Below are 19,925 nucleotides of genomic sequence, written 5' to 3' on the forward strand. Positions count from 1 at the left end.
TATCGCCGGCGGGTTCCCGGTTGCGACCAAGCACGGCACCGGGACTGGCCGGGGGCCGGACCGGCGCGGGAGTGCTAGCGTCGGGTCAGGGACGGGCCCGGGGGCGGCTCGGCCGGGAAACGGGAGGATGAGCGTGGCGTTGAAGGTCGGTTACAAGGCGTCGGCGGAGCAGTTCGGGCCGCGGGACCTCGTCGAGTACGCGGTGCGCGCCGAAGAAGTCGGCCTCGACTCGGTGATGGTGTCCGACCACTTCCTGCCGTGGCGGCACGAGGGCGGGCACGCGCCGTTCGCGCTGGCGTGGATGCCGGCGGTGGCCGAGCGCACGAAGCGGGTGCAGATCGGCACGAGCGTGCTGACCCCGACGTTCCGGTACAACCCGGCGGTGATCGCGCAGGCGTTCGCGACGATGTCGCTGCTGTCGAACGGCCGGGTGATCCTCGGTGTCGGCACCGGTGAGGCGCTGAACGAGATCGCGGTGTCGGGGCGGGAGTGGCCGGAGTTCAAGGAGCGCTTCGCCCGGCTGCGCGAGTCGATCAAGCTCATGCGCGAGCTGTGGACCAAGGACAACGTCGAGTTCGACGGCGAGTACTACCAGCTGGTCAACGCGAAGATCTACGACCGGCCGGAGCAGCCGGTGCCGGTGTACGTCGCCGCAGGTGGCCCGGTGGTCGCGAAGTACGCGGGCCGTTCGGGGGACGGGTTCATCTGCACCTCGGGCAAGGGCATGGACCTCTACACCGAGAAGCTGATGCCCGCGATGAAGGAAGGCGCTGCCGCCGCGGAGCGGGACGCCGAGGGCATCGACCGGATGATCGAGATCAAGATGTCGTATGACCGCGACCCGGAGAAGGCGCTGGAGAACACGCGGTTCTGGGCGCCGCTGTCGCTGACGCCGGAGCAGAAGCACAGCGTGTCCTCGGCCGAGGAGATGGAACGGCTGGCCGACGAGCTGCCGATCGAGCAGGTGGCCAAGCGCTGGATCGTGGCGTCGGACCCGGACGAGGCGGTCGCGCAGATCAAGCCGTACCTCGACGCGGGCCTCAACCACCTGGTCTTCCACGGTCCCGGCCACGACCAGGAGCGCTTCCTGACCCAGTTCTCCGAGGACGTCCTGCCGAAGCTGCGCGCCCTCGGCTGAGCCTTCAGAGCCGTTCGATGATGGTCACGTTGGCGGTCCCGCCGCCTTCGCACATCGTCTGCAGGCCGTAACGCCCCTCGCGGCGCTCCAGCTCGTGCAGGAGCGTCGCGAGGAGCTTCGTGCCCGTCGCCCCGATCGGGTGACCGAGGGCGATTCCGCCGCCGTTGACGTTCACCCGGGCCGGGTCCGCGCCCGTCTCGTCCAGCCAGGCCAGTACCACGCTCGCGAACGCCTCGTTGACCTCGAACAGGTCGATGTCCGCCACCGTGAGCCCGGCCTTGCGCAGGGCGTGCGCGGTGGCCGGGATCGGGCCGGTCAGCATCCACACCGGGTCGGCCGCGCGGACCGACAGGTGGTGGATGCGGGCCCGCGGGGTCAGGTCGTGCTCGCGCACGAACGCCGCCGAGGCCAGCAGAGCCGCGCTCGCGCCGTCGGAGATCTGGCTGGCCACCGCCGCCGTCAGGCGGGACCCCTCGCTCAACGGCTTCAGGTTCCGCATGCGCTCCAGGGACGTGTCGCGGCGGGGGCCTTCGTCGTGCCGGAAGCCGTCCACCGGCACGGTTTCCGCGTCGAAGCGGCCCGCGTCGATGGCGGCCAGTGCCCGCTGGTGGCTGCGCAGCGCGTACTCCTCCATCGCCTCGCGGCTGATGTCCCAGTGCCCGGCGATCATGTCGGCACTGCGGAACTGCGAGATCTCGGCGCCGCCGTAGCGTTCCTGCCAGCCCTTCGAGCCGGAGAACGGGTCGTCGAAGCCGTACTCGCGCCCGGCCAGCATCGCCGCGCTGATCGGGATGCGGCTCATGTTCTGCACGCCGCCGGCCAGCACCAGGTCCTGCGTGCCCGACATGACCGCCTGCGCGGCGAAGTGCACGGCCTGCTGGCTCGACCCGCACTGCCGGTCGACCGTCACGCCCGGCACGTGGTCGCCGAACCCCGCCGCCAGCCACGCCGTGCGCGCGATGTTGCCCGCCTGCGGGCCCAGGGTGTCCGTGCAACCGAAGACGACGTCGTCGACGAGGTCCGGGTCGACCCCGGTGCGCTCGACGACCGCCTTGATCACGTGCGCGCCGAGGTCGGCGGAGTGCCACCCGGACAGCGCGCCGCCGCGGCGCCCGACGGGCGTGCGGACGGCGTCGAGGAGGAAGGCTTCGGGCACGACACGCTCCTAGGGGTGCTGGCTGCTGACGGAGACGACTTCGCCGGTGAGATAGCTCGCGTAGTCGCTGGCGAGGAAGACCATGACGTTGGCGACCTCCCACGGCTCGGCGGCGCGGCCGAAGGCTTCGCGCTGGGTGAGTTCGTCGAGGAGTTCGTCGCTGGTCACCTTGGCCAGGAACGGGTGCATCGCCAGGCTGGGGGCCACGGCGTTGATCCGGACACCGTGCTCGGCAGCATCGAGGGCCGAACAGCGGGTCAGCGCCATCACGCCCGCCTTGGCCGCCGCGTAGTGCGCCTGGCCCGCCTGGGCGCGCCAGCCGATCACCGACGCGTTGTTGACGATCGCCCCGCCGCCACCCTGGGCCACGAACTGCTTCAAGGCCGCGCGGGTGCAGCGGAACGTGCCGGTCAGCGTGATGTCGAGGACGCGGGACCACTCCTCGTCGGTCATCTCCAGCACCGACTTCGTGCCGCCAAGGCCCGCGTTGTTGACCATCACGTCGATCCGGCCGAAGTGCTCCACCGCGCCGTCGATCAACGCTTGGACCTGGTCTTCCTGCGTGACGTCACAGGGGATCGCGTGGACGTCGCCGAGTTCGGCGGCCTTCTCCTTGAGCCGCCGCTCGTGCCAGTCGCTGATGACGACGCGGGCGCCCTCTTCGAGGCAGCGTTTCGCGACGGCGGACCCGATCCCGGTGCCCGCGGCGGCGGTGACCACCACGACCTTCCCGGTGAGGAGGTCGTGGCCGGGTGGGTAGCTGGGGTTCACGGGCGGGCCTCCCGGGGCAGGCCGAGCACGCGCTCGGCGATGATGGTGCGCTCGATCTCGTCCGAGCCGCCGTAGATCGTGTCGGCGCGGGTGAACAGGAACAGCCGCTGCCATTCGTCGAGTTCGGCGCCGTCGGAGGTGAGGGACCGGGCGCCGCGGGCACGCATGGCGAGTTCGCCGAGCCCGCGATGCCACTGTGCCCACAGCAGTTTCCCGACGGCGACCTCCGGCCCGGCGGCCTGTCCGAGGGTGCGCAGGGCGTGGGCGCGCAGGACACGCAGGCCGATGCGGGCACGGGTGAGGTCGGCCCGCAGCAGCGGGTCGTCCCAGGTGCCCAGGCGCTTCGCTTCGGCGACGATCGCGTCGAGTTCGCGGCGGAAGCCGATCTGCTGGCCCAGCGTCGAGACGCCGCGTTCGAAGCCGAGTGTCGCCATGGCGATCTTCCAGCCCTCGCCGGGCTCGCCGACGACGTGGTCGGCGGGGGTGCGGGCGTCGTCGAAGAAGACCTCGTTGAACTCCGAGGTGCCGGTGAGCTGCCGGATCGGCCGGACCGTGACACCGTCCTGGCGCAGCGGCACCAGCAGGTAGGACAGGCCGTGGTGACGCTGTGACCCGGGTTCGGTGCGGGCGAGGACGAAGCACCAGCCGGCCACGTGCGCCAGCGAGGTCCAGATCTTCTGGCCGTTGATCACCCATTCGCCGTCGCGCAGGACCGCCGACGTCGAGACCGCGGCCAGGTCGGAACCCGCGCCGGGTTCGGAGTAGCCCTGGCACCACAGTTCCTCGACGTTGACGATCTTCGGCAGGAACCGTTGCTGCTGTTCGGGGGTGCCGAACGCGATGAGCGTCGGGCCGAGCAGCTGCTCGCCGATGTGGTTGACCCGGGCGGGCGCGCCGGAGGCGGCGTATTCCTCGTGGAAGGCGACCTGCTCGTCCAGGGAGAGGCCGCGGCCGCCGAACTCGCGGGGCCAGCCGACGCACGTCCAGCCCGCCGCGGCGAGGTGGCGCTCCCAGGCCAGGCGCAGGTCGAACGCCTCGTGCTCGCGACCCGGCCCGCCCAGCCCGCGCAGGGCGGCGAACTCGCCGGTCAGGTTGACGGCGAGCCAGTCCGCGACCTCGCGGCGCAGTCGCGTCGGTTCCACGCACGCCTCCTTGCTGCCGGGCCGGTCCGGCACCTAGGGTAATGAGAACACGTTCTAGTTTGCTGGTCCAGAGGAGGGTGCGGTGGGACAGACCACGATCCCGGCCGTCGTCCGGGACGCCGCGGCCAGGTTCGGCTCGGCCGAGGCCCTGGTCGACGGCGGGCTGCGGCTCGGCTACGACCAGCTTCTGGAACGTGTTCAAGGCGTCGCCCGCGCCTTCGCCGCGTGCGGCGTGCAGCCCGGCGACCGGGTGGCGATCACCCTGCCCAACACCCATCACTGGGTCCTCGCCGCCCTGGGCGCGTTGTACGCGGGCGCGACGCTGGTGCCGGTCAACACCCGGTTCACCGCCGCGGAGACCGTGGACCTGCTCGTCCGCAGCCGCGCCACCGCGCTCGTCGTGGCCGCGGACTTCCTCGGCACCGACCGCCACGCCGCGATCCGCGCGACCGGCACGGCGCTGCCGGACCTCGCCACCGTCGTCCGGGTGGCCCTGGAACAGCCACATCGGCCGGTCCCGGGCACGCTCGGCTGGGAGGAGTTCCTGGAGCTGGCCGGGAAGGTTCCCCTCGCCGAGGCCGAAGCACGCGCGGACGCCGTGAAACCGGACGACGTCAGCGACATCCTGTTCACCTCCGGCACGTCCGGCAGGCCCAAGGGCGTGCTGTCGGCCCACCGCCAGGTGGTCGGCGTCGCGACGGCGTGGGCCGAGTGCGGCCGGGTCGCCGCCGGCGACCGGTACCTGGTGATCAACCCGTTCTTCCACAGCTTCGGCTACAAGGCCGGGATCGTCGTCGGGCTGCTGACCGGCGCGACGATCGTCCCGCAGGCCGTGTTCGACCTGCCGAAGACGCTGGAGCTGATCGAGCGGGAGCGGATCTCCGTGCTGCCCGGCGCGCCCACGATCTTCCAGTCGCTGCTGCACGAGCAGCACCGCGCCGACCTGTCGTCGCTGCGGCTGGCGGTCACCGGGGCGGCACCGGTCGCGGCGTCGCTGGTCCGCCGGATGCGGGCGGAGCTCGGCTTCGAGATCGTCCTCACCGCCTACGGTCTCACCGAAGCCGTCGTGGTGACGATGTGCCGCCCGGGCGACGACGCCGAGGTCGTGTCCCGGACCTCGGGCCGCGCGACCGCCGGGTTCGAGGTGGACATCCACGGCTCGCCCGGCGAGATCGTCGTGCGCGGGCCGAACGTGATGCTGGGCTACCTCGACGATCCCGAAGCGACGGCGAAGGCGATCGACGCGGACGGCTGGCTGCACACCGGGGACGTCGGCGAGCTGGACGGCGCGGGCAACCTGACGATCACCGGCCGGCTCAAGGACATGTACATCTGCGGCGGCTTCAACGTCTACCCGGCCGAGGTCGAGAGCGCACTGACCGAGCTGGCCGGCGTCCGCGACGTCGCCGTGGTCGGCGTCCCGGACGAGCGGCTCGGCGAGGTCGGCAAGGCGTTCGTCGTCGGCAGCGGGCTGACCGGAGACGCGGTCGTCGCGTTCTGCCGCGAGCGGCTGGCCAACTACAAGACCCCGCGGTTCGTCGAGTTCGTCGACGCGCTGCCCCGCAACGCTTCCGGCAAGGTGCTGAAGCGGCTGCTGACCGAGGAGAAGGCATGAGTGAACCGGTGGTCCGCTACGAGCGGCGCGGCCCGGTCGCGGTGGTGACGATGAACCGCCCGGACTACCGCAACGCGCAGAACTCGGCGATGACCTACGCCCTCGACGACGCCTTCGCCGACGCGGTGAACGACGCCGAGGTGAAGGTGATCGTGCTGGCGGGGGCGGGCAAGCACTTCTCGGCCGGGCACGACATCGGCAGCCCGGGCCGGGACGCGGACCGGTCGTTCGACCGGCGGGCGGTCATGTGGTGGGACCACGTCGACCGCGTCGGGGGCGACCAGCGCTTCGCCCGCGAGTCCGAGGTGTACCTCGGCATGTGCCGCCGGTGGCGGGAGATCCCGAAGCCGATGATCGCGAGTGTGCAGGGCGCGTGCATCGCGGGTGGGCTGATGCTGGCGTGGGTGTGCGACCTGATCGTGGCCGCCGACGACGCGTTCTTCGCCGATCCGGTGGTGCGCATGGGGATTCCCGGCGTCGAGTACTTCGCGCATCCGTGGGTGCTCGGGCCGCGGGCGGCGAAGGAGGTGCTGTTCACCGGGGAGCGGTTCACCGTGCAGCAGGCCAAGGAGTGGGGGATGGTGACGCGGATCGTGCCGCGGGCCGAGCTGGAGGAGCGGACCCTGGAGCTGGCGGAGAAGATCGCCGGGATGCCGCAGTTCGGGCTGGCGCTGGCGAAGAAAGCCGTCAACCAGGCCGAGGACCTGATGGGCCTGCGGTCCGGAATGGACTCGGTGTTCGGGCTGCACCATCTGGCGCACGCGCACAACGCCGAGACCTCGGAGGATTCACTGGGCGGGCAGTCGGCGCGGTCGATGCGTGACGCGAACAAGGGGGCCTGATGGACCTCGACATCGACGAGGCGTCCGAGGCGTTCCGTGCCGAAGCGCGGGAGTGGCTTGCTGCCCATGTGCGTTCGTTGCCGTCGATGGACACCGCCGGAGGCTTCGCGGCGCACCGCGAGTGGGAGGCCGAGCTCGCCGAAGCGCGGTGGTCGGTGGTGTCGTGGCCGCGGGAGTACCACGGCCGGGACGCCTCGCTGCTGCAGTGGCTGCTGTTCGAGGAGGAGTACTACGCCTCGGGTGCGCCGGGCCGGGTGTCGCAGAACGGCATCTTCATGCTGGCGCCGACGTTGTTCGCCCACGGCACGCAGGAACAGCGGGACCGCATCCTGCCGCCGATGGCCCGCGGCGAGCAGGTCTGGGCGCAGGCGTGGTCGGAACCCGAGGCGGGCAGCGACATCGCCGCATTGCGCAGCACGGCGGTGCGTACCGACGGTGGCTGGCTGCTGTCGGGGCAGAAGACGTGGAGTTCGCGGGCGGCATTCGCCGATCGCGCGTTCGGCCTGTTCCGCACTGATCCTTCCGCTCAACGTCACCACGGTCTGACGTACTTCATGGCCGATTTGAAAGCCGAGGGGGTGACGGTCCGGCCGATCCCGCAGCTGGACGGCGAACCCGGGTTCGCGGAGATCTTCTTCGACGACGTGTTCGTGCCCGACGAGGACGTCATCGGCGAGGTCGGGCAGGGGTGGCGGGTCGCGATGACCACGGCGAACAACGAGCGCGGCCTGTCGTTGCGCAGCCCTGGCCGGTTCCTTGCCGCGGCTTCCCGGTTGGTGGACCTATGGCGCTCTAATGGAGAACCGGAGTCCACAAAGGACAGGGTGGCCGACGCGTGGATCGGGGCGCGGGCGTACCAGCTCTACACCTTCGGCACGGTGAGCCGCCTGGCCGACGGTGGCGAGCTGGGGCCGGAGTCGAGCGTCAACAAGCTGTTCTGGTCGCATCTGGACGTCGAACTGCACGAAACCGCGCTGGACGTCCTCGGCCCGGCCGCGGAGACCGACCCGGCGTGGGTGAACGGCTACCTGTTCTCTCTCGCCGGTCCGATCTACGGCGGCACCGACCAGATCCAGCGCAACACCATCGCCGAACGGCTGCTGAAACTGCCGAGGGAGGCCCGCCGATGAGGTTCCAGCTCTCGCCGGAGCAACGGCAGTTTTCGGCTTCTCTGCACGACTTCCTGGCCGGGGCGGACACCGCGTCGACCGCACGGGCCTGGGCGGCGGGGGAACACGACCGCGGCCTGAAGCTCTGGCGCGCCCTCGCCGACCTCGGGGTTTTCGCGCTGCTCGTGGACGAGGAACTCGGCGCCGGTCCGGTCGACCTGGTGGTCGCCTTCGAAGCACTCGGCTACCACGCCGTCCCGGGCCCGCTCGCCGAGTCGGCGGCGGTTGCCCCGGCACTGCTGACCGGCGACCGGCTCGCCGCGCTCGCCGCGGGAGATCTCGTGGCGACCGTCGTCGCGCCGCCGCACGTGCCGCTGGCCCTGGACGCCGACGTCGCCGGGGTGGTGCTGGACCTCACCGGCGCCGACGTTGCGGCCGGGGACCCCGAGGTCGTCCGCTCGATCGACCCGGCCCGGCGGCTGTTCCGCGTCCCGGCCGCACCGGCGGCCGAGACGGCCGCGTTCGACCTCGGCGTCCTGGCCGTGGCCGCGCAGCTGCTCGGCGCGGGGCAGTGGCTGCTCGACGCGGCGGTGGCGTATGCGAAGCAGCGCAGCCAGTACGGCAGGCCGATCGGCGAATACCAGGCGGTCAAGCACCTGCTCGCCGACGTCGCCACCCGGCTCGAACTGGCCCGGCCGCTGCTCTACGGCGCGGCCGTCGCCGGGGACACGCTCGCCCGCGACGTCTCGGCGGCGAAGGTCATGGCCGCCGACGCGGCATACCTGGCCGCGCGGACGGCACTGCAGGTGCACGGCGCGATCGGCTACACCGCCGAGCACGACCTCGGGCTGCGGCTGACGAAGGTGCGGGCCCTGGCCGGGGCGTGGGGGACCGGGTCGTTCCACCGGACGCGGGTGCTGCGATGACCGACCCGATGGAAACCGAGGAAGCCCTGGCCCTGCGCGACGCGGTCCGGTCCCTGCTGGCGCGGCGGTCGGGTCCCGAAGCGGTGCGGGCGGCGATCGGCTCGCCGCCGGGCTACGACGACAAGCTGTGGTCGACGTTGTGCGAGCAGATCGGCGTCGCCGCGCTCGCCATCCCGGAATGCCACGGCGGGGCAGGCGCCGGGCTCGCGGAGGTCTGCGTGGTCCAGGCGGAACTGGGCCGCACGCTCACGCCGTCGCCGATGCTCGGCTCGGCGGTGCTGTGCGGCGAGGCGCTGCTGCTGGCGGGGAACGACGAAGCCTGCGAGCGGCTGCTGCCGGGCATCGCGGCGGGCACGACGGTCGCGGCGCTCGCGTGGTCCGATGTGGACGGCCGGTGGACCCCGGCGGTGACGGCGTCGGCCGCCGGGCTGGACGGCCGCGCCTGCTACGTCCTGGACGGCGACACCGCGGACGTCCTCCTGGCCGTGGCCCGCACCGACGACGGAACCGGCCTGTTCGAGGTCCCGGTGGCGGGTGTCCGCCGCGAACGCGTCACCGCGGTCGACCCGACGCGGCGGCTCGCGACGGTCGAGTTCGCCGCCACCCCGGCCCGGCGCCTGGACTTCGGCGGCTTCACCGGCCCGCTGCGGAAACTGCGGGACACGGCGGTGGTGGCGGTCGCGGCCGAGCAGGTGGGCGCGGCGGCCCGCGCCCTGGAGCTGACCGTGGAGTACACGAAGCAGCGCCGTCAGTTCGGCCGCCCGATCGGCTCGTTCCAGGCGTTGAAGCACCGGATGGCCGACGTGCACGTCCACGTCGAAGCGGCCCGCTCGGCGTTGTACGCGGCGCTGACCGAGGGGGACGCGGAAGCCGTGATGACGGCGAAGGTGGTGTGCAGCGAGGCGTTCTCGCATGCGGCGGCGGAGATGATCCAGCTCCACGGCGGGATCGCGATCACCTGGGAGCACGACGCGCACCTGTACTTCAAGCGCGCCCACGGAACCGCCCTGCTCTTCGGCGATCCCGGCTCCTGATGCGCGCCGCCCCGTCCGCCCCTACGATCGCGGCAAAGATCGAGAGCGGGGGAGTGGATGGGGATCGGTGCCGGGACCTGGCTCGTCACGATCGGCGTCGTGCTGGCGCTGCTCGCCGTCGACCTGGTGCTCGCCGCCGTCCGGCCGCACCGGGTCGGGTTCGGCGAGGCCGTCGCCTGGTCGGTGGGCTACATCCTGGTCGCCGTCGCGTTCGGGGTCTGGTTCGCGCTCGCGCACGGCGGGGAGGCCGGTACCGAGTACTTCGCCGGCTATCTCGTCGAGAAGAGCCTGTCGGTCGACAACCTGTTCGTCTTCGTGATCATCATGACGACGTTCGCCGTCCCGGAGGAGCACCAGCACAAGGTGCTCACCTTCGGGATCGTGCTCGCCCTGGTGATGCGCGCGGTGTTCATCGCGCTCGGCGCGACGCTGCTCGCCCTGTTCTCGTTCATGTTCCTGCTGTTCGGCCTGCTGCTGATCTACACCGGCGTGCAGCTGTTCCGGCACCGCAACGCCGACCCCGACATCGAGCACAACCTCGTCGTGCGGACCGCGCGGCGGGTGCTGCCGGTGTCGGACACCTACGACGGCGGGCGGCTGACCACCACGGTCTCCGGCCGCCGGATGGTCACGCCGCTGGTCGTGGTCCTCGTCGCGATCGGCGGCGTCGACCTGCTGTTCGCGCTCGACTCCATCCCCGCGGTGTTCGGGGTGACCGAGGAGCCGTTCGTCGTCTTCGCCGCCAACGCGTTCGCCCTGCTCGGCCTGCGCGCGCTGTACTTCCTCGTGAAGGGGCTGCTGGACCGGCTGGTCTACCTCTCGGCCGGGCTCGCGGTGATCCTCGCGTTCATCGGCGTGAAGCTGATCCTGCACTGGGCCCACGTCGACCTCGACCCGCGCGTGCCGGAGATCGCCACGCCGGTCAGCCTCGCGGTGATCATCGGCGTGCTCGCCGTGGTGACCGTCGCGAGCCTGGTCAAGACGCGCCGCGACCCGGCCGCGAAGGCGCACCCGGGTGCGCTGCGGGCCTCAGACCGCGAAGACCTGTGAGTCGTCGGCGAAGGCCTTGAACTCCAGGGCGTTGCCTGCCGGGTCGAGCAGGAACATGGTCCACTGCTCGCCGGGCTGTCCGGCGAAGCGGACGTAGGGCTCGATCACGAACTCCGTGCCCGCGGCACGCAGCCGCTCGGCGAGGGCGTGGAACTGCGGCACGGTGAGCAGCAGGCCGAAGTGCGGGACCGGCACGTCGTGACCGTCGACCGGGTTGTGGACCCGCTCGGGGCCCTTCGGCGCCAGGTGCGTGACGAACTGGTGGCCGTGCAGGTCCCAGTCGACCCAGGTGTCCGAGCTGCGGCCCTGGCCGAGGCCGAGGACTTCGCCGTAGAAGCGGCGGGCGGCGGCCAGGTCGTCGACCGGCATGGCGAGGTGGAAGCGGGGCAGCGTCATGTTCGAATGTTAACATCAAAACATGAGTGTGCTGCCGGCTCGCCGCCGGGGTCTGGCCGACGAGGTCGCCGACCGCATCCGTGACGCGATCTTCGACGGGGCGTACGCCCCCGGCGCCCAGCTGCGGGAGGTGGAGCTGGCGGGCGCGCTGGGCGTCAGCCGCGGGCCGGTGCGGGAGGCCCTGCTCAAACTGGAACGCGAAGGCCTGGTCCGCAGCGAGTGGCACCGGGGCACGACGGTGACCGAACTGTCCGATGTGGACATCGCGGAGCTGGACAGCCTGCGGGCGGCGCTCGAACAGCTGGCCGTCACCCGGGTCGCCGCCCACGCGACGGACGAAGCCCTCGACGCGATCGACGCGGCGGTGACCCGCATGGAGCGCGCGGCCGATGCACACGAGATGGTCCGCTGCGATCTGGACTTCCACGACGCGGTGTACGCGGCCGCGCATCACCGGCGCCTGGCCGAGGCCTGGCACGCGATCCGGTCCCAGGTCCACCTGTTCCTGCTGACGCGGATCACCGTCGAGACCGACGGCTACCTGGAGGGAATCCCGGCCGAGCACCGGGAGCTGGCCGCTGCCCTGCGGTCCCGCGACAGCGAGGCGGCACTCGAGCTGTTCGCCGCCCACCGCCGCCACGCGTTCGACATCCTGACCGGCTGAACCCACCCAGCCCGAAGTCGCGTCGCGGAGGCAGAAACCTCAAGCGCCCTTGCGGAGGGTGGTGGTGATCCGGCGGCCCAGGTCCGGGGTGAGCGGCTGGTCCGCCTCCGCCAGCTTCAGCGCCCGCCCGAGGTCGGGTCCGTGCAGGTCGACGCTCGCCTCGATCAAGTCGGCGAAGACCGCCGCCGCGTCGCGGGCGCGGTGGACGGCCGTCAGCAAGCAGGCCAGCCCGATCGCGAATCCCGGCCACCAGGCGATGCCCACCCCCGCGTACAGCAGGGCCCAGCCGGCGAGGGTTGCCGCGTTGTCGAACGATGATCCCGCGCTGCGGAGGTCCGCGCGGAGGTTGTCGGGGAGCAGCGGCCACAGGCGGGGCCAGGCCGTCCCCAGGTCGAGTTCGTAGGTCTCGAAGACGCGGGCGTCGATCGCCGCGATGCGGTCGCCGGTCCAGCTCGGGCGGGTCGGTGGGGCCAGGGCGATGGCGTTGCGCCGGGCCGCCAGGCGCTGGATCGTCTCCTCGCCCGCCTCCTTGCGCACCGCGTCCGCGTACGCGTCGGCGGCGCTCTGCCAGCGGCGGGCCCGGCGTCGCACCAGGGGAGCCGTCAGCCACCGGATCCAGGCGGGCCACTGGCCGAGCCAGGTGCGGCGCACCAGCCCGCCGGCGAACCGTGCCCCCAGCGCGGCGGCGCACGCCGCGAGTGCCAGCAGGGGGACGAGGACCCACGGGCCCGCGCTGTCGCCGCGGCGGACCGTCGCGACCCGGCTCACCGTGGCGGTGACGAACCGGCCAGCGTCGAGGGCGTGCGCGTGGCCGAGGACGACGGCCGCGAGCACCGCGGCGCAGAACAGCAGGCCCGGCAGCAGGAGCACGGTCAGCCAGCGGTCGGCGAGCTTGCGGCCGACCTCGTCCAGGAACGCGTTCACGATTGCCCGGCACGCTGGAGACGGCCGCCGTGCAGACCGCACTCCGGGGAGCGCACCCCCGGCTGGCGGACCCACGTGCGCGCGCACTTCCCGTGCGGGCAGCCGTGGATCTCCACGACCGGGTGGCCGCCTGCCAGGCCCGGGATGCCCACGATCCCGCCGTCGCCTGCCCGGCTCGTCCCGGTCCGGGGCAGCCGGAGACGGCGGCGCAGGGCGTCGGCCTGCCCCGCGACGTCCTGGCCGGCCCTGGCCTCGGCGAGCAGCGCCGCCAGTGCGTCTTCGGCGTCGGTGCCCGCCGCCCGTTCCCGGGCCACCGGCAGCGCCTCGCAGAGCCAGGCGAGCGCCTCGCGATTGTCCACCGTTCCCCACCTCCGGTGCGGTAGTGTAAGGCCGTCCGAACCGGGGGGTGTTCGCTGAGCCACGATCCGGCCGCCGCCGTCGAGGCACGCATCGCGGCCTACCTGCAGGACGGCGACCCGGCTCCGCTGCTCGCGGCCGAAGCCGTCACCGAGACCTACGCACTGCTCGACACCATGGCCGGGACCGAGAACCTCGCCGTGCTGCGCACCGCGGGCCTGATGTTCTGGTACCGCCACCGCGCGACGTCCCATCCCGGGGAGGCGACCGGCTCCCGCCGCGCGGCGCTTTCGTTGCTGCAGCCGGTGTTCGACGCCGACCCGGGCGCGCTGCCCGCCGAGGTCGCCGGCTTCCTGGCCTCGCCCGCCGGGGAGTTCGCGTGGCTGGCCGGGCGGGCGGCCGAGCTGAAACGGCGGTACGAATCCGGCGACCGCCAGGCCCTCGACGAAGCCATCGACGCGGGACTTTCCGCGCTCGGCTACGTGATCGAGGACGACCTGGAGCTGCCGCGGCTGTGGTTCGACCTCGGGGCCGCCCTGATGCGCCGGTACTTCGCCCGCGGCGACGACACGAGTGACGCGCAGGTGGCGGCCGAGGTGTTCCGGCGCGCCGAGTCCGCGAGCCGGGACGAGGACGAGCGGCTGTCCGCGACGGCCTACCGCGCCGCGATCCACCTCGAGCTGTACACGGCCACGGGGAACCTCGACGACCTGGCCCACGCCGTCGAGACGTTCTCGCTCGTCCACGCGGCCGGGGCGGCCACCGCGGCCGACCGCGCCGAGTTCGGCCAGGCTTTGGTCCAGTGGTTCGAAGCAGGCGGCGAACTGTCCGATGTGGACACCGCGGTCGCGCTGCTCACCGAGGTGCAGGACTCGGCCGAGCTGGACGACGGCCGGCGCGACGAGGTGCTCCGCTGGCGCACCGCCGCCTACGCCGCGCGGTTCGCCGAGACCGGCGACCCGGCCGACCTCGCCGAGACGATGCGGCTGATCCACCACGGCTCGCGCTACGACGAGGCCGTGGACCCGCCGCCGCACGACGTCCTGCGGTTCGTCGCCATCGGCATCCTCGACCGGCTCCCGGCGGCACCCCCGTCGACGTCCGGTCCGGACCGCGTGGCGATCTTCCTCCGCGCCGCGCTGCGGGCGGCGCCCGGGCACGACGAGAGCCTCGCCGAGCTGCTGGGTGCGGTGCTGCTGCAGCGCTACGCCGACACCGGCCATCCCGCGCAGCTGGAGCGGGCGCGGCGGCTGCTGCGGGACGACGCCCCGGCCGCGCTGTCCGAGGACTGGGCGCAGCCGCTGCTGCGCGAGGCACTGGTGCGCACCTCGCAGCCCGGGACCGACCTGGCCACGTACGAATGGTCAGCGCGGATCGCCCGGTTCCTCTGCGCCGTGATGCCGGCGGACTGGTCCTACCGGGAACTGGCGAACGTCTCGCTCGCCGACGACCTGCGCAAGGTCTACCAGGCGTACGGCAGGCGCGAGGATCTCGACGAAGCGATCGAGGCCTCGCGCCACTGGTCGCGGGACTCCGATCCCGAGGCGGCGGGCGTGTCCCAGCTGGCGGTGCTGCTTTCGCTGCGGGCGAAGCACACCGGCCGGGCCGACCTGGACGAGGCGGCGAGCCTGCTGGCCGCCGCCCCGGACACCGGGGTCGTCCGCTCCGCGCTGGCGGGCGTGCTGCTCCAGCGGTGGCAGCTGGACAAGGAACCCGACGACGCCCGGGAGGCGCTGGCGCTCCTGCGCCGCGTCGTTGCCGAGACCCCCGAGGACGACCGGAACCGGCTCGCCCGGCTGACCAACCTCGCCACCGCGCTGGAAGCGGACTACGAGGTGTCCGGCGACGGCGCGCGCCTGGACGAGGCGATCGAGCTGTACCGGAAGGCCGTCGCGGCCACGCCCGCCAACACGCCGTCCCACGGGATCCGGGAGCACGGCCTCGCGCTCGCCCTCAAGCGGCGAGGCCACGACCGCGACGACGAAGCGGCGACCGCGGAGGCGGTCACCCTGCTGCGCCGGATCGCCGACGACGGCGCACCCGCCCTGCGTGCCGAGGCGTTCGACAGCCTGATCGACGCGCTCGCCGTCGCGCAGGACCGGACCGGCGATCCGGAGCTGCTGACCGAGCTGGTCGACCGGCTCCGGGAGCGGATCGCCGACCCGGCCGACGAGGAGACGCAGCGGAAGCGGTGGTCGGTGCTCGGCTCCGCGCTGTCCCGCCGGTACCGGCGGCTCGGCGATCCGGCGGACCTCGACGCCGCCGTCGACGCCCTGCGCGCGGCGGCCACGCCAGGAGACCCGGAGGTTCTCGACGAACTCGGCGTCGCGTTGCGCGTGCGGTGCGAGCGCACCGGGCTGGCGGCGGACGCCGACGCGGCGGTCGAGGCGCACCGCGCGGCGCTGGAAGCCACCGAGGCGGCGTCGCCGGACCGCCCGGGCCGGCTGGCCGCGCTGGGGCTGACGCTGTGCTCGCGGTTCGAGGTGACCCACGTCCGCCAGGACGTCGACGACGCGCTCGGCCTGCTGCGGCAGGCCGTGGCCGCGCACCCGGACGAGGGCACCCTCTCGGACCTCGGGGTCGTCCTGATGCGCCGCTTCGGCGTCACCGACGACCAGGCCGAGCTGGACGAGGCGATCGCGTTGCAGCGCAGGGCGGTAGCCGCCGCGGGGACCGGCCATCCGGACCTGAGCCGGCGGCTGGTCAACCTCGCCGGCCCGTTGCGGCTGCGCTACGAGCGGTTCGGCAGGCTGGCCGACCTCGACGAAGCCATCGCCGCCGAGCGCGTGGTGGCCGCCGACGAGTCCTACCCGGCGGGGGAGCGGCCGGAGGTGCTGGCCGACCTCGGGATCAGCCTGTGGGTGCGGGCGCAGCGCACGGGTTCGGGCGCCGACCTCGACGAGGCGGAAGCCGCGCTCCGGGACGGTCTCGGCGCCCTGCCCGAGGGTCACGTCCTGCGGCCCAAGGTGCTGTCCGGGCTCGCCGCCGCGTTCCTGGTGCGGGCACGCGAATCCGCACCGCCCGACCTGGCCCTGCTCGGCGAGGCGATCGAGCTGGCCGAAACCGCGGTCCGGACCGGCAGCCCCGCGCACTACCAGTACCAGGACTGGCAGGGGCGGCTCGCGGCCGCGCTGGCCACCCGGTACCAGCTCACCGGCGACCCGCAGGACGGCGCGCGGGCGATCGGCATCCTCCGCACCCTGCTCGACGGCGCCGAGATCGGGGCCGACCGCAGTCACTGGCTGGTCAACCTCGGCCACTGCCTGGCGGAGACCGCGGACGAGGACGAAGAGAGCTACACGGCGGCGTCGGCCGCCTATCGAGAGGTCGCCACGTCCGAGACGACGCCGGCCGACCTGCGCTGCGACGCGGCACGGTGGTGGGGACGGCTGGCCGGGCGGCGCGCCGACTGGGCGACGGCCGTCGCCGCGTACGCCACGGCCATCGAGCTGCTGCCGCTCGCCGTCGCGCGGGGCCTGCACCGCAGTGACCAGGAGTTCAAGCTCCGCCGCTTCGCCGGGCTCGGCCCCGACGCCGCCGCGTGCGCCATCCGCGCGGGCGACCCGGGACGGGCGCTGGAACTGCTCGAACAGGGCCGTGGCGTGCTCCTGGCCCAGGCGTTCGAAACCCGCGACGAGATCGGCGACCTGCAGCGGCGCGAGCCCGAGCTCGCCCGCCGGTTCGTGGACCTGCGGACCCAGCTCGACGCGCAGCCGGGCGGGCTGGGCAGCGACCGGCTGCACCGGCTGGCCGAGGAGTGCAACGCCGTCGTCGCCGAGATCCGCGCGCTGCCCGGCCACGAGCGGTTCCTGCGGCCGCCGGGCACCGGCGACGTCCTGCGCGCGGTGCCGGACGGCGCGGCGGCGGTCGTGCTGAACGCCAGCCGGTTCGGCTTCGACGCGCTGATCGTGCGGGGCGGCAGGCTCGCGCTCGTGCCGCTGTCCGATGTGGACGACGGCATCCTGGCCGGTCGGGCCGCCGAACTCGGCGCCGCGATCCGGTCGTTCCACGACCCCACCACCGGCTACGGCGCGCGCGTGTCCATTGTGGACAGCGTGGTCGAGTTCCTCGGCTGGCTGTGGGACACCGTCGCCGAGCCGGTCCTGCGCGAGGCCGGTCCCGGCGCGCCCCCGCTGCGGCTGTGGTGGGTGCCGACCGGCCCGTTCGTCCAGCTGCCCCTGCACGCGGCGGGCCGGCACGACGAACCCGGCCAGTCCGTCCTCGACCGCGCCGTGTCTTCCTACGCCCTGACCCTGCGCAGCCTCGTGCGCGGCGAGGGACCCGGCGTCCCGCCCGGCGAGGAGAACGCGCTCGTCGTCACCGCGACCGCCGTCCCCGGGCACCCCCGGCTCACCGCGGGCGAGGCGGAAGCGGCGGTGGCGGCGGCCCACCTGCGCGGCGCCCGCGTCGTGCCGGAGGCGACCCCGGCCGCGGTCTCGGCGGCGCTCGGCACCGCCACCCACGTCCACTTCGCCTGTCACGCCACCGCCGACCTGGACGACCCGTCGAGCAGCCACCTCGTCCTGCACGAGGGCACCCTGTCGATCACCGACATCGCCGCACGGCACTCATCGTCGGCCTACTTCGCCTACCTGTCGGCCTGCGACACGTTCCGGACCAGCGCCGACCTCGCGGACGAGGCCATCCACCTGTCCTCGGCGTTCCAGCTCGCGGGCTTCCGGCACGTGATCGCCGCGCTCTGGCCGATTTCCGACGCCACCGCGGCGGAGATCGCCGGGCGGGTCTATGAGGGTCTGGCGGCGGGGCCTGCGGTGGCGTTGCACGAGGCGGTTCGGGCGTTGCGGGAGGACGATCCGGGTGACGTGGTGAACTGGGTCGCGCCGATCCATTCGGGTGCCTGACCGGGGCGGGTCAGAGCACGAGGTCGGCCGGGGTCCGGATCTCCGTGGCCACGCTTGTGGATTCCAGGCCTGCCAGGGGATCGGCGTCCGGCAGTTCGCCGAGCGACAGGCCGGTCAGCTCGGCGATCCGGCGCACCGGCACCTGGTAGGTCCGGTAGGCGCCGTAGTCGAACTCCGTTGCCGTCTCCAGGCCGTGGATCAGCTCCTCCTGGCTGAGCAGGTACGCCGTTGCCGACAGCTTTCCGTTCTGCTTCACCATGGCCACCACCTTCCAGAACTGGCGCGGCAGCTGGACGCCGCGGTAGCGGTCGTCGTCCTCGGCCAGTACCGGGCCGGTCAGTACCGAGACCTTGAGGTCGAAGGTGTCCGCGTTGGTCAGGATGTAGTCCTCGAGCCCGGCCCATGTCGTCTTGTTCTGGTTGAAGTCCTTGTGCTGCGGCGAGCAGTTCGTGAAGTGGAACGTGTCGTCGTTGGCCTCCTGGGCGATCGCCTCCGTCGGGCCCCACGCCGGGTCGAGGCGGCGGACCAGGTGCCCGCGGTCGAGCGGGTTGGCGCGGTAGATCTCTTCGCCGATCTGCTCGCCGGCGTCGATCCGCGGGTCCAGCGACCAGTGGTCGGCTTCGCGGCGCAGTGCCCGGCTGGTGTGCCCGTCGATGTTGACCGCCGTGAACATCGCCAGCCGCCGCACGCGGTGCATGACGACGCTGAAGTGGTGGTACGGCAGGACGTACTTCGGCTCGCCGGTCGCCTGCCGGTTGAGCGCGGCCAGCGGGACGAGCGCGTCGGGCAGCGTGGGCAGCGGCACGGTGTGCCCGGGCAGGAAGCCCGGGTCGTAGCCCTCGCGGTTGGAGTAGTCCGGGTCGATCCGGCCGGTGGCGGGCGCCGCGGCCGGTTCGGCGCGCAGGCGGATGTCGAGCGGCAGCGTCAGGGTGAGCGCCTGCGGGCCCGGCTCCTGCGGGGCCGGCGCGGTGCGCTCCGGCCGGGCGGTGGACAGCCGGTCGAGGAGTGCCTGCTGTGCCGCGGGGAACTGCTTGCCGCGCAGGAACTCCAGCAGCCTGCTGACGCGGATGCCCTCGTTGAGGCAGCTGCCGAGTTCGGCGTGGTCCGGGGCCGGGACGCTCGCGTGGTGCAGGGCCACGACCTCCCACTGGTCGTTGAACACCGGCGAGCCCGACGACCCGGGTTCGGTGTCGGTTTCGTAGTGCAGGAACCGGTCCAGGACGTCGACGATCCGGTTTTCCCGCAGCGCGATCTGCTTCTTGCCGCCCCGCGGGTGCTGGACGATGGTGACGAAGTCGCCGACGATCGCCTTGCCCTCGGTGCCGATCAGCCGGTTGAACCCGAACTCGGCCAGTTCCCCGTCGGCCGCCTTGACGGCGACGAGCGCGAAGTCGAGGTCCGCGTCGGTGGCGAAGAAGCGGTCCGGGTCGAGCCCGAACGCCCGCACCGGCCGGGGCAGGCCGTCGGGGCCGTCCTGGTAGTCGAACTCGACGACGCTGAACCCGGCGGTCGCGGCGTCCGGCAGCACGTGGTGGTTGGTCAGCAGCAGTTCCGGTGACACCAGGGAGCCCGTGCCGTACCCGGTGAGCCTGCCTCGGTCGTCGCGGATGTTCACCCGCCCGACGGCGGCCGCGGCGCGCACCCCGCCTTCGAGGTAGCCCACGCCGAGCAGGTCGTCGGTGAGGATGATCCGCTCGAGGATCGCGCCTGCCGCAGTCATGGCGTCAGGTTCGCCCGCCGCGATCGCCGCCGGGCTGACCGGGCGGACGTCGGGGTAGTAGCGGCCGAGCCGGTCGATCCGGGTGGCCACGCGCCGCGGGTCATCGGCCTGGGCGATCCCGCCGGGCGTGCGCAGCAGCGCGATCCGGGCCAGCCGTTCCCCGGCGCGCTTGAGGGCACGGGCGGCGACGGCCTTCTGTTGTGCGGCGTGCTCTTCCAC

General features: G+C 73.0%; 16 protein-coding genes. 9 read left to right on the top strand and 7 right to left on the bottom strand.

The genetic code is table 11. From position 1 onward, the window contains the following. Window positions 1-133 precede the first annotated feature (133 nt). Window positions 134-1,138, top strand: a complete 1,005-nt coding sequence (gene fgd, locus ABJI51_RS12005) for a glucose-6-phosphate dehydrogenase (coenzyme-F420) (RefSeq protein WP_348950143.1) — start codon at window positions 134-136, stop codon at window positions 1,136-1,138. Between the two features lie 4 nt (window positions 1,139-1,142). Here the strand turns inward: fgd and ABJI51_RS12010 are convergent, their stop codons facing one another. The 3 genes from ABJI51_RS12010 to ABJI51_RS12020 are packed head-to-tail and all read right to left on the bottom strand — an operon-like array spanning window position 1,143 to window position 4,207. After that, window positions 1,143-2,294 carry an acetyl-CoA C-acetyltransferase gene (locus ABJI51_RS12010; RefSeq protein ID WP_348950145.1) on the bottom strand — a complete coding sequence of 384 codons (1,152 nt, stop codon included), beginning with the start codon at window positions 2,292-2,294 and terminating at the stop codon, window positions 1,143-1,145. Between the two features lie 9 nt (window positions 2,295-2,303). Beyond that, on the bottom strand, window positions 2,304-3,065 hold the full coding sequence (locus ABJI51_RS12015; RefSeq protein WP_348950147.1) for an SDR family oxidoreductase: 762 nt from the start codon (window positions 3,063-3,065) through the stop codon (window positions 2,304-2,306). Further along, complete coding sequence (locus tag ABJI51_RS12020; RefSeq protein ID WP_348950148.1) at window positions 3,062-4,207, bottom strand: acyl-CoA dehydrogenase family protein; 1,146 nt, start codon at window positions 4,205-4,207, stop codon at window positions 3,062-3,064. Before ABJI51_RS12020 ends, ABJI51_RS12015 begins: the two co-directional genes overlap by 4 nt. Window positions 4,208-4,289: 82 nt before the next feature. On the opposite strand from ABJI51_RS12020, the gene ABJI51_RS12025 reads away from it, so the two are divergent. Genes ABJI51_RS12025 through ABJI51_RS12050 form a run of 6 tightly spaced genes read left to right on the top strand, consistent with a single transcriptional unit; the run spans window position 4,290 to window position 10,783 of the window. Continuing rightward, entirely contained in the window at window positions 4,290-5,822 is a 1,533-nt protein-coding gene (locus tag ABJI51_RS12025) for a FadD3 family acyl-CoA ligase (RefSeq protein ID WP_348950149.1), read from the top strand. After that, complete coding sequence (locus ABJI51_RS12030) at window positions 5,819-6,664, top strand: enoyl-CoA hydratase (protein WP_348950151.1); 846 nt, start codon at window positions 5,819-5,821, stop codon at window positions 6,662-6,664. Before ABJI51_RS12025 ends, ABJI51_RS12030 begins: the two co-directional genes overlap by 4 nt. Beyond that, window positions 6,664-7,794, top strand: a complete 1,131-nt coding sequence (locus ABJI51_RS12035) for an acyl-CoA dehydrogenase family protein (RefSeq protein WP_348950153.1) — start codon at window positions 6,664-6,666, stop codon at window positions 7,792-7,794. Before ABJI51_RS12030 ends, ABJI51_RS12035 begins: the two co-directional genes overlap by 1 nt. Continuing rightward, window positions 7,791-8,699 (top strand): acyl-CoA dehydrogenase family protein, encoded by a 909-nt coding sequence (locus ABJI51_RS12040; protein WP_348950155.1) that lies wholly within the window; start codon window positions 7,791-7,793, stop codon window positions 8,697-8,699. Before ABJI51_RS12035 ends, ABJI51_RS12040 begins: the two co-directional genes overlap by 4 nt. Further along, entirely contained in the window at window positions 8,696-9,733 is a 1,038-nt protein-coding gene (locus tag ABJI51_RS12045; protein WP_348950157.1) for an acyl-CoA dehydrogenase family protein, read from the top strand. Before ABJI51_RS12040 ends, ABJI51_RS12045 begins: the two co-directional genes overlap by 4 nt. 57 nt (window positions 9,734-9,790) lie before the next feature. Beyond that, window positions 9,791-10,783, top strand: a complete 993-nt coding sequence (locus tag ABJI51_RS12050) for a TerC/Alx family metal homeostasis membrane protein (protein ID WP_348950159.1) — start codon at window positions 9,791-9,793, stop codon at window positions 10,781-10,783. On the opposite strand, the gene ABJI51_RS12055 is transcribed toward ABJI51_RS12050, so the two are convergent. Beyond that, window positions 10,763-11,179, bottom strand: a complete 417-nt coding sequence (locus ABJI51_RS12055; protein WP_348950161.1) for a VOC family protein — start codon at window positions 11,177-11,179, stop codon at window positions 10,763-10,765. The two genes, ABJI51_RS12050 and ABJI51_RS12055, sit on opposite strands and share 21 nt — an antisense overlap. A 22-nt stretch (window positions 11,180-11,201) precedes the next feature. On the opposite strand from ABJI51_RS12055, the gene ABJI51_RS12060 reads away from it, so the two are divergent. Next, window positions 11,202-11,843, top strand: coding sequence for a GntR family transcriptional regulator (locus ABJI51_RS12060; RefSeq protein WP_348950163.1), 642 nt, complete (start codon window positions 11,202-11,204; stop codon window positions 11,841-11,843). Window positions 11,844-11,882: 39 nt separating this feature from the next. Here ABJI51_RS12060 and ABJI51_RS12065 read toward each other — a convergent pair whose 3' ends face one another. Together ABJI51_RS12065 and ABJI51_RS12070 are read right to left on the bottom strand one after the other, a co-directional pair. Continuing rightward, complete coding sequence (locus ABJI51_RS12065) at window positions 11,883-12,767, bottom strand: hypothetical protein (protein WP_348950164.1); 885 nt, start codon at window positions 12,765-12,767, stop codon at window positions 11,883-11,885. Then, a complete protein-coding gene (locus ABJI51_RS12070; RefSeq protein ID WP_348950166.1) occupies window positions 12,764-13,126 on the bottom strand; it encodes a hypothetical protein in 363 nt (120 codons plus the stop codon). The genes ABJI51_RS12065 and ABJI51_RS12070 overlap by 4 nt, the downstream gene beginning before the upstream one ends. A gap of 174 nt (window positions 13,127-13,300) precedes the next feature. Here ABJI51_RS12070 and ABJI51_RS12075 point away from each other — a divergent pair, with 174 nt between their 5' ends. Further along, the gene (locus ABJI51_RS12075; RefSeq protein WP_348950169.1) at window positions 13,301-17,986 is read left to right on the top strand and encodes a CHAT domain-containing protein; all 4,686 of its coding nucleotides are present in this window, start codon (window positions 13,301-13,303) and stop codon (window positions 17,984-17,986) included. Window positions 17,987-17,996: 10 nt separating this feature from the next. On the opposite strand, the gene ABJI51_RS12080 is transcribed toward ABJI51_RS12075, so the two are convergent. Then, a complete protein-coding gene (locus tag ABJI51_RS12080) occupies window positions 17,997-19,925 on the bottom strand; it encodes a DNA/RNA non-specific endonuclease (RefSeq protein WP_348950171.1) in 1,929 nt (642 codons plus the stop codon).

This window comes from Amycolatopsis melonis (assembly GCF_040064235.1).
Lineage (GTDB): Bacteria > Actinomycetota > Actinomycetes > Mycobacteriales > Pseudonocardiaceae > Amycolatopsis > Amycolatopsis melonis.

Coding starts and splice junctions, on each gene's coding strand:
- ABJI51_RS12030 (WP_348950151.1), top strand. CDS start 5,819: ATGAGTGAACCGGTGGTCCGCTACGAGCGGCGCGGCCCGGTCGCGGTG.
- ABJI51_RS12035 (WP_348950153.1), top strand. CDS start 6,664: ATGGACCTCGACATCGACGAGGCGTCCGAGGCGTTCCGTGCCGAAGCG.
- ABJI51_RS12040 (WP_348950155.1), top strand. CDS start 7,791: ATGAGGTTCCAGCTCTCGCCGGAGCAACGGCAGTTTTCGGCTTCTCTG.
- ABJI51_RS12045 (WP_348950157.1), top strand. CDS start 8,696: ATGACCGACCCGATGGAAACCGAGGAAGCCCTGGCCCTGCGCGACGCG.
- ABJI51_RS12050 (WP_348950159.1), top strand. CDS start 9,791: ATGGGGATCGGTGCCGGGACCTGGCTCGTCACGATCGGCGTCGTGCTG.
- ABJI51_RS12055 (WP_348950161.1), bottom strand. CDS start 11,179: ATGACGCTGCCCCGCTTCCACCTCGCCATGCCGGTCGACGACCTGGCC.
- ABJI51_RS12060 (WP_348950163.1), top strand. CDS start 11,202: ATGAGTGTGCTGCCGGCTCGCCGCCGGGGTCTGGCCGACGAGGTCGCC.
- ABJI51_RS12075 (WP_348950169.1), top strand. CDS start 13,301: ATGGCCGGGACCGAGAACCTCGCCGTGCTGCGCACCGCGGGCCTGATG.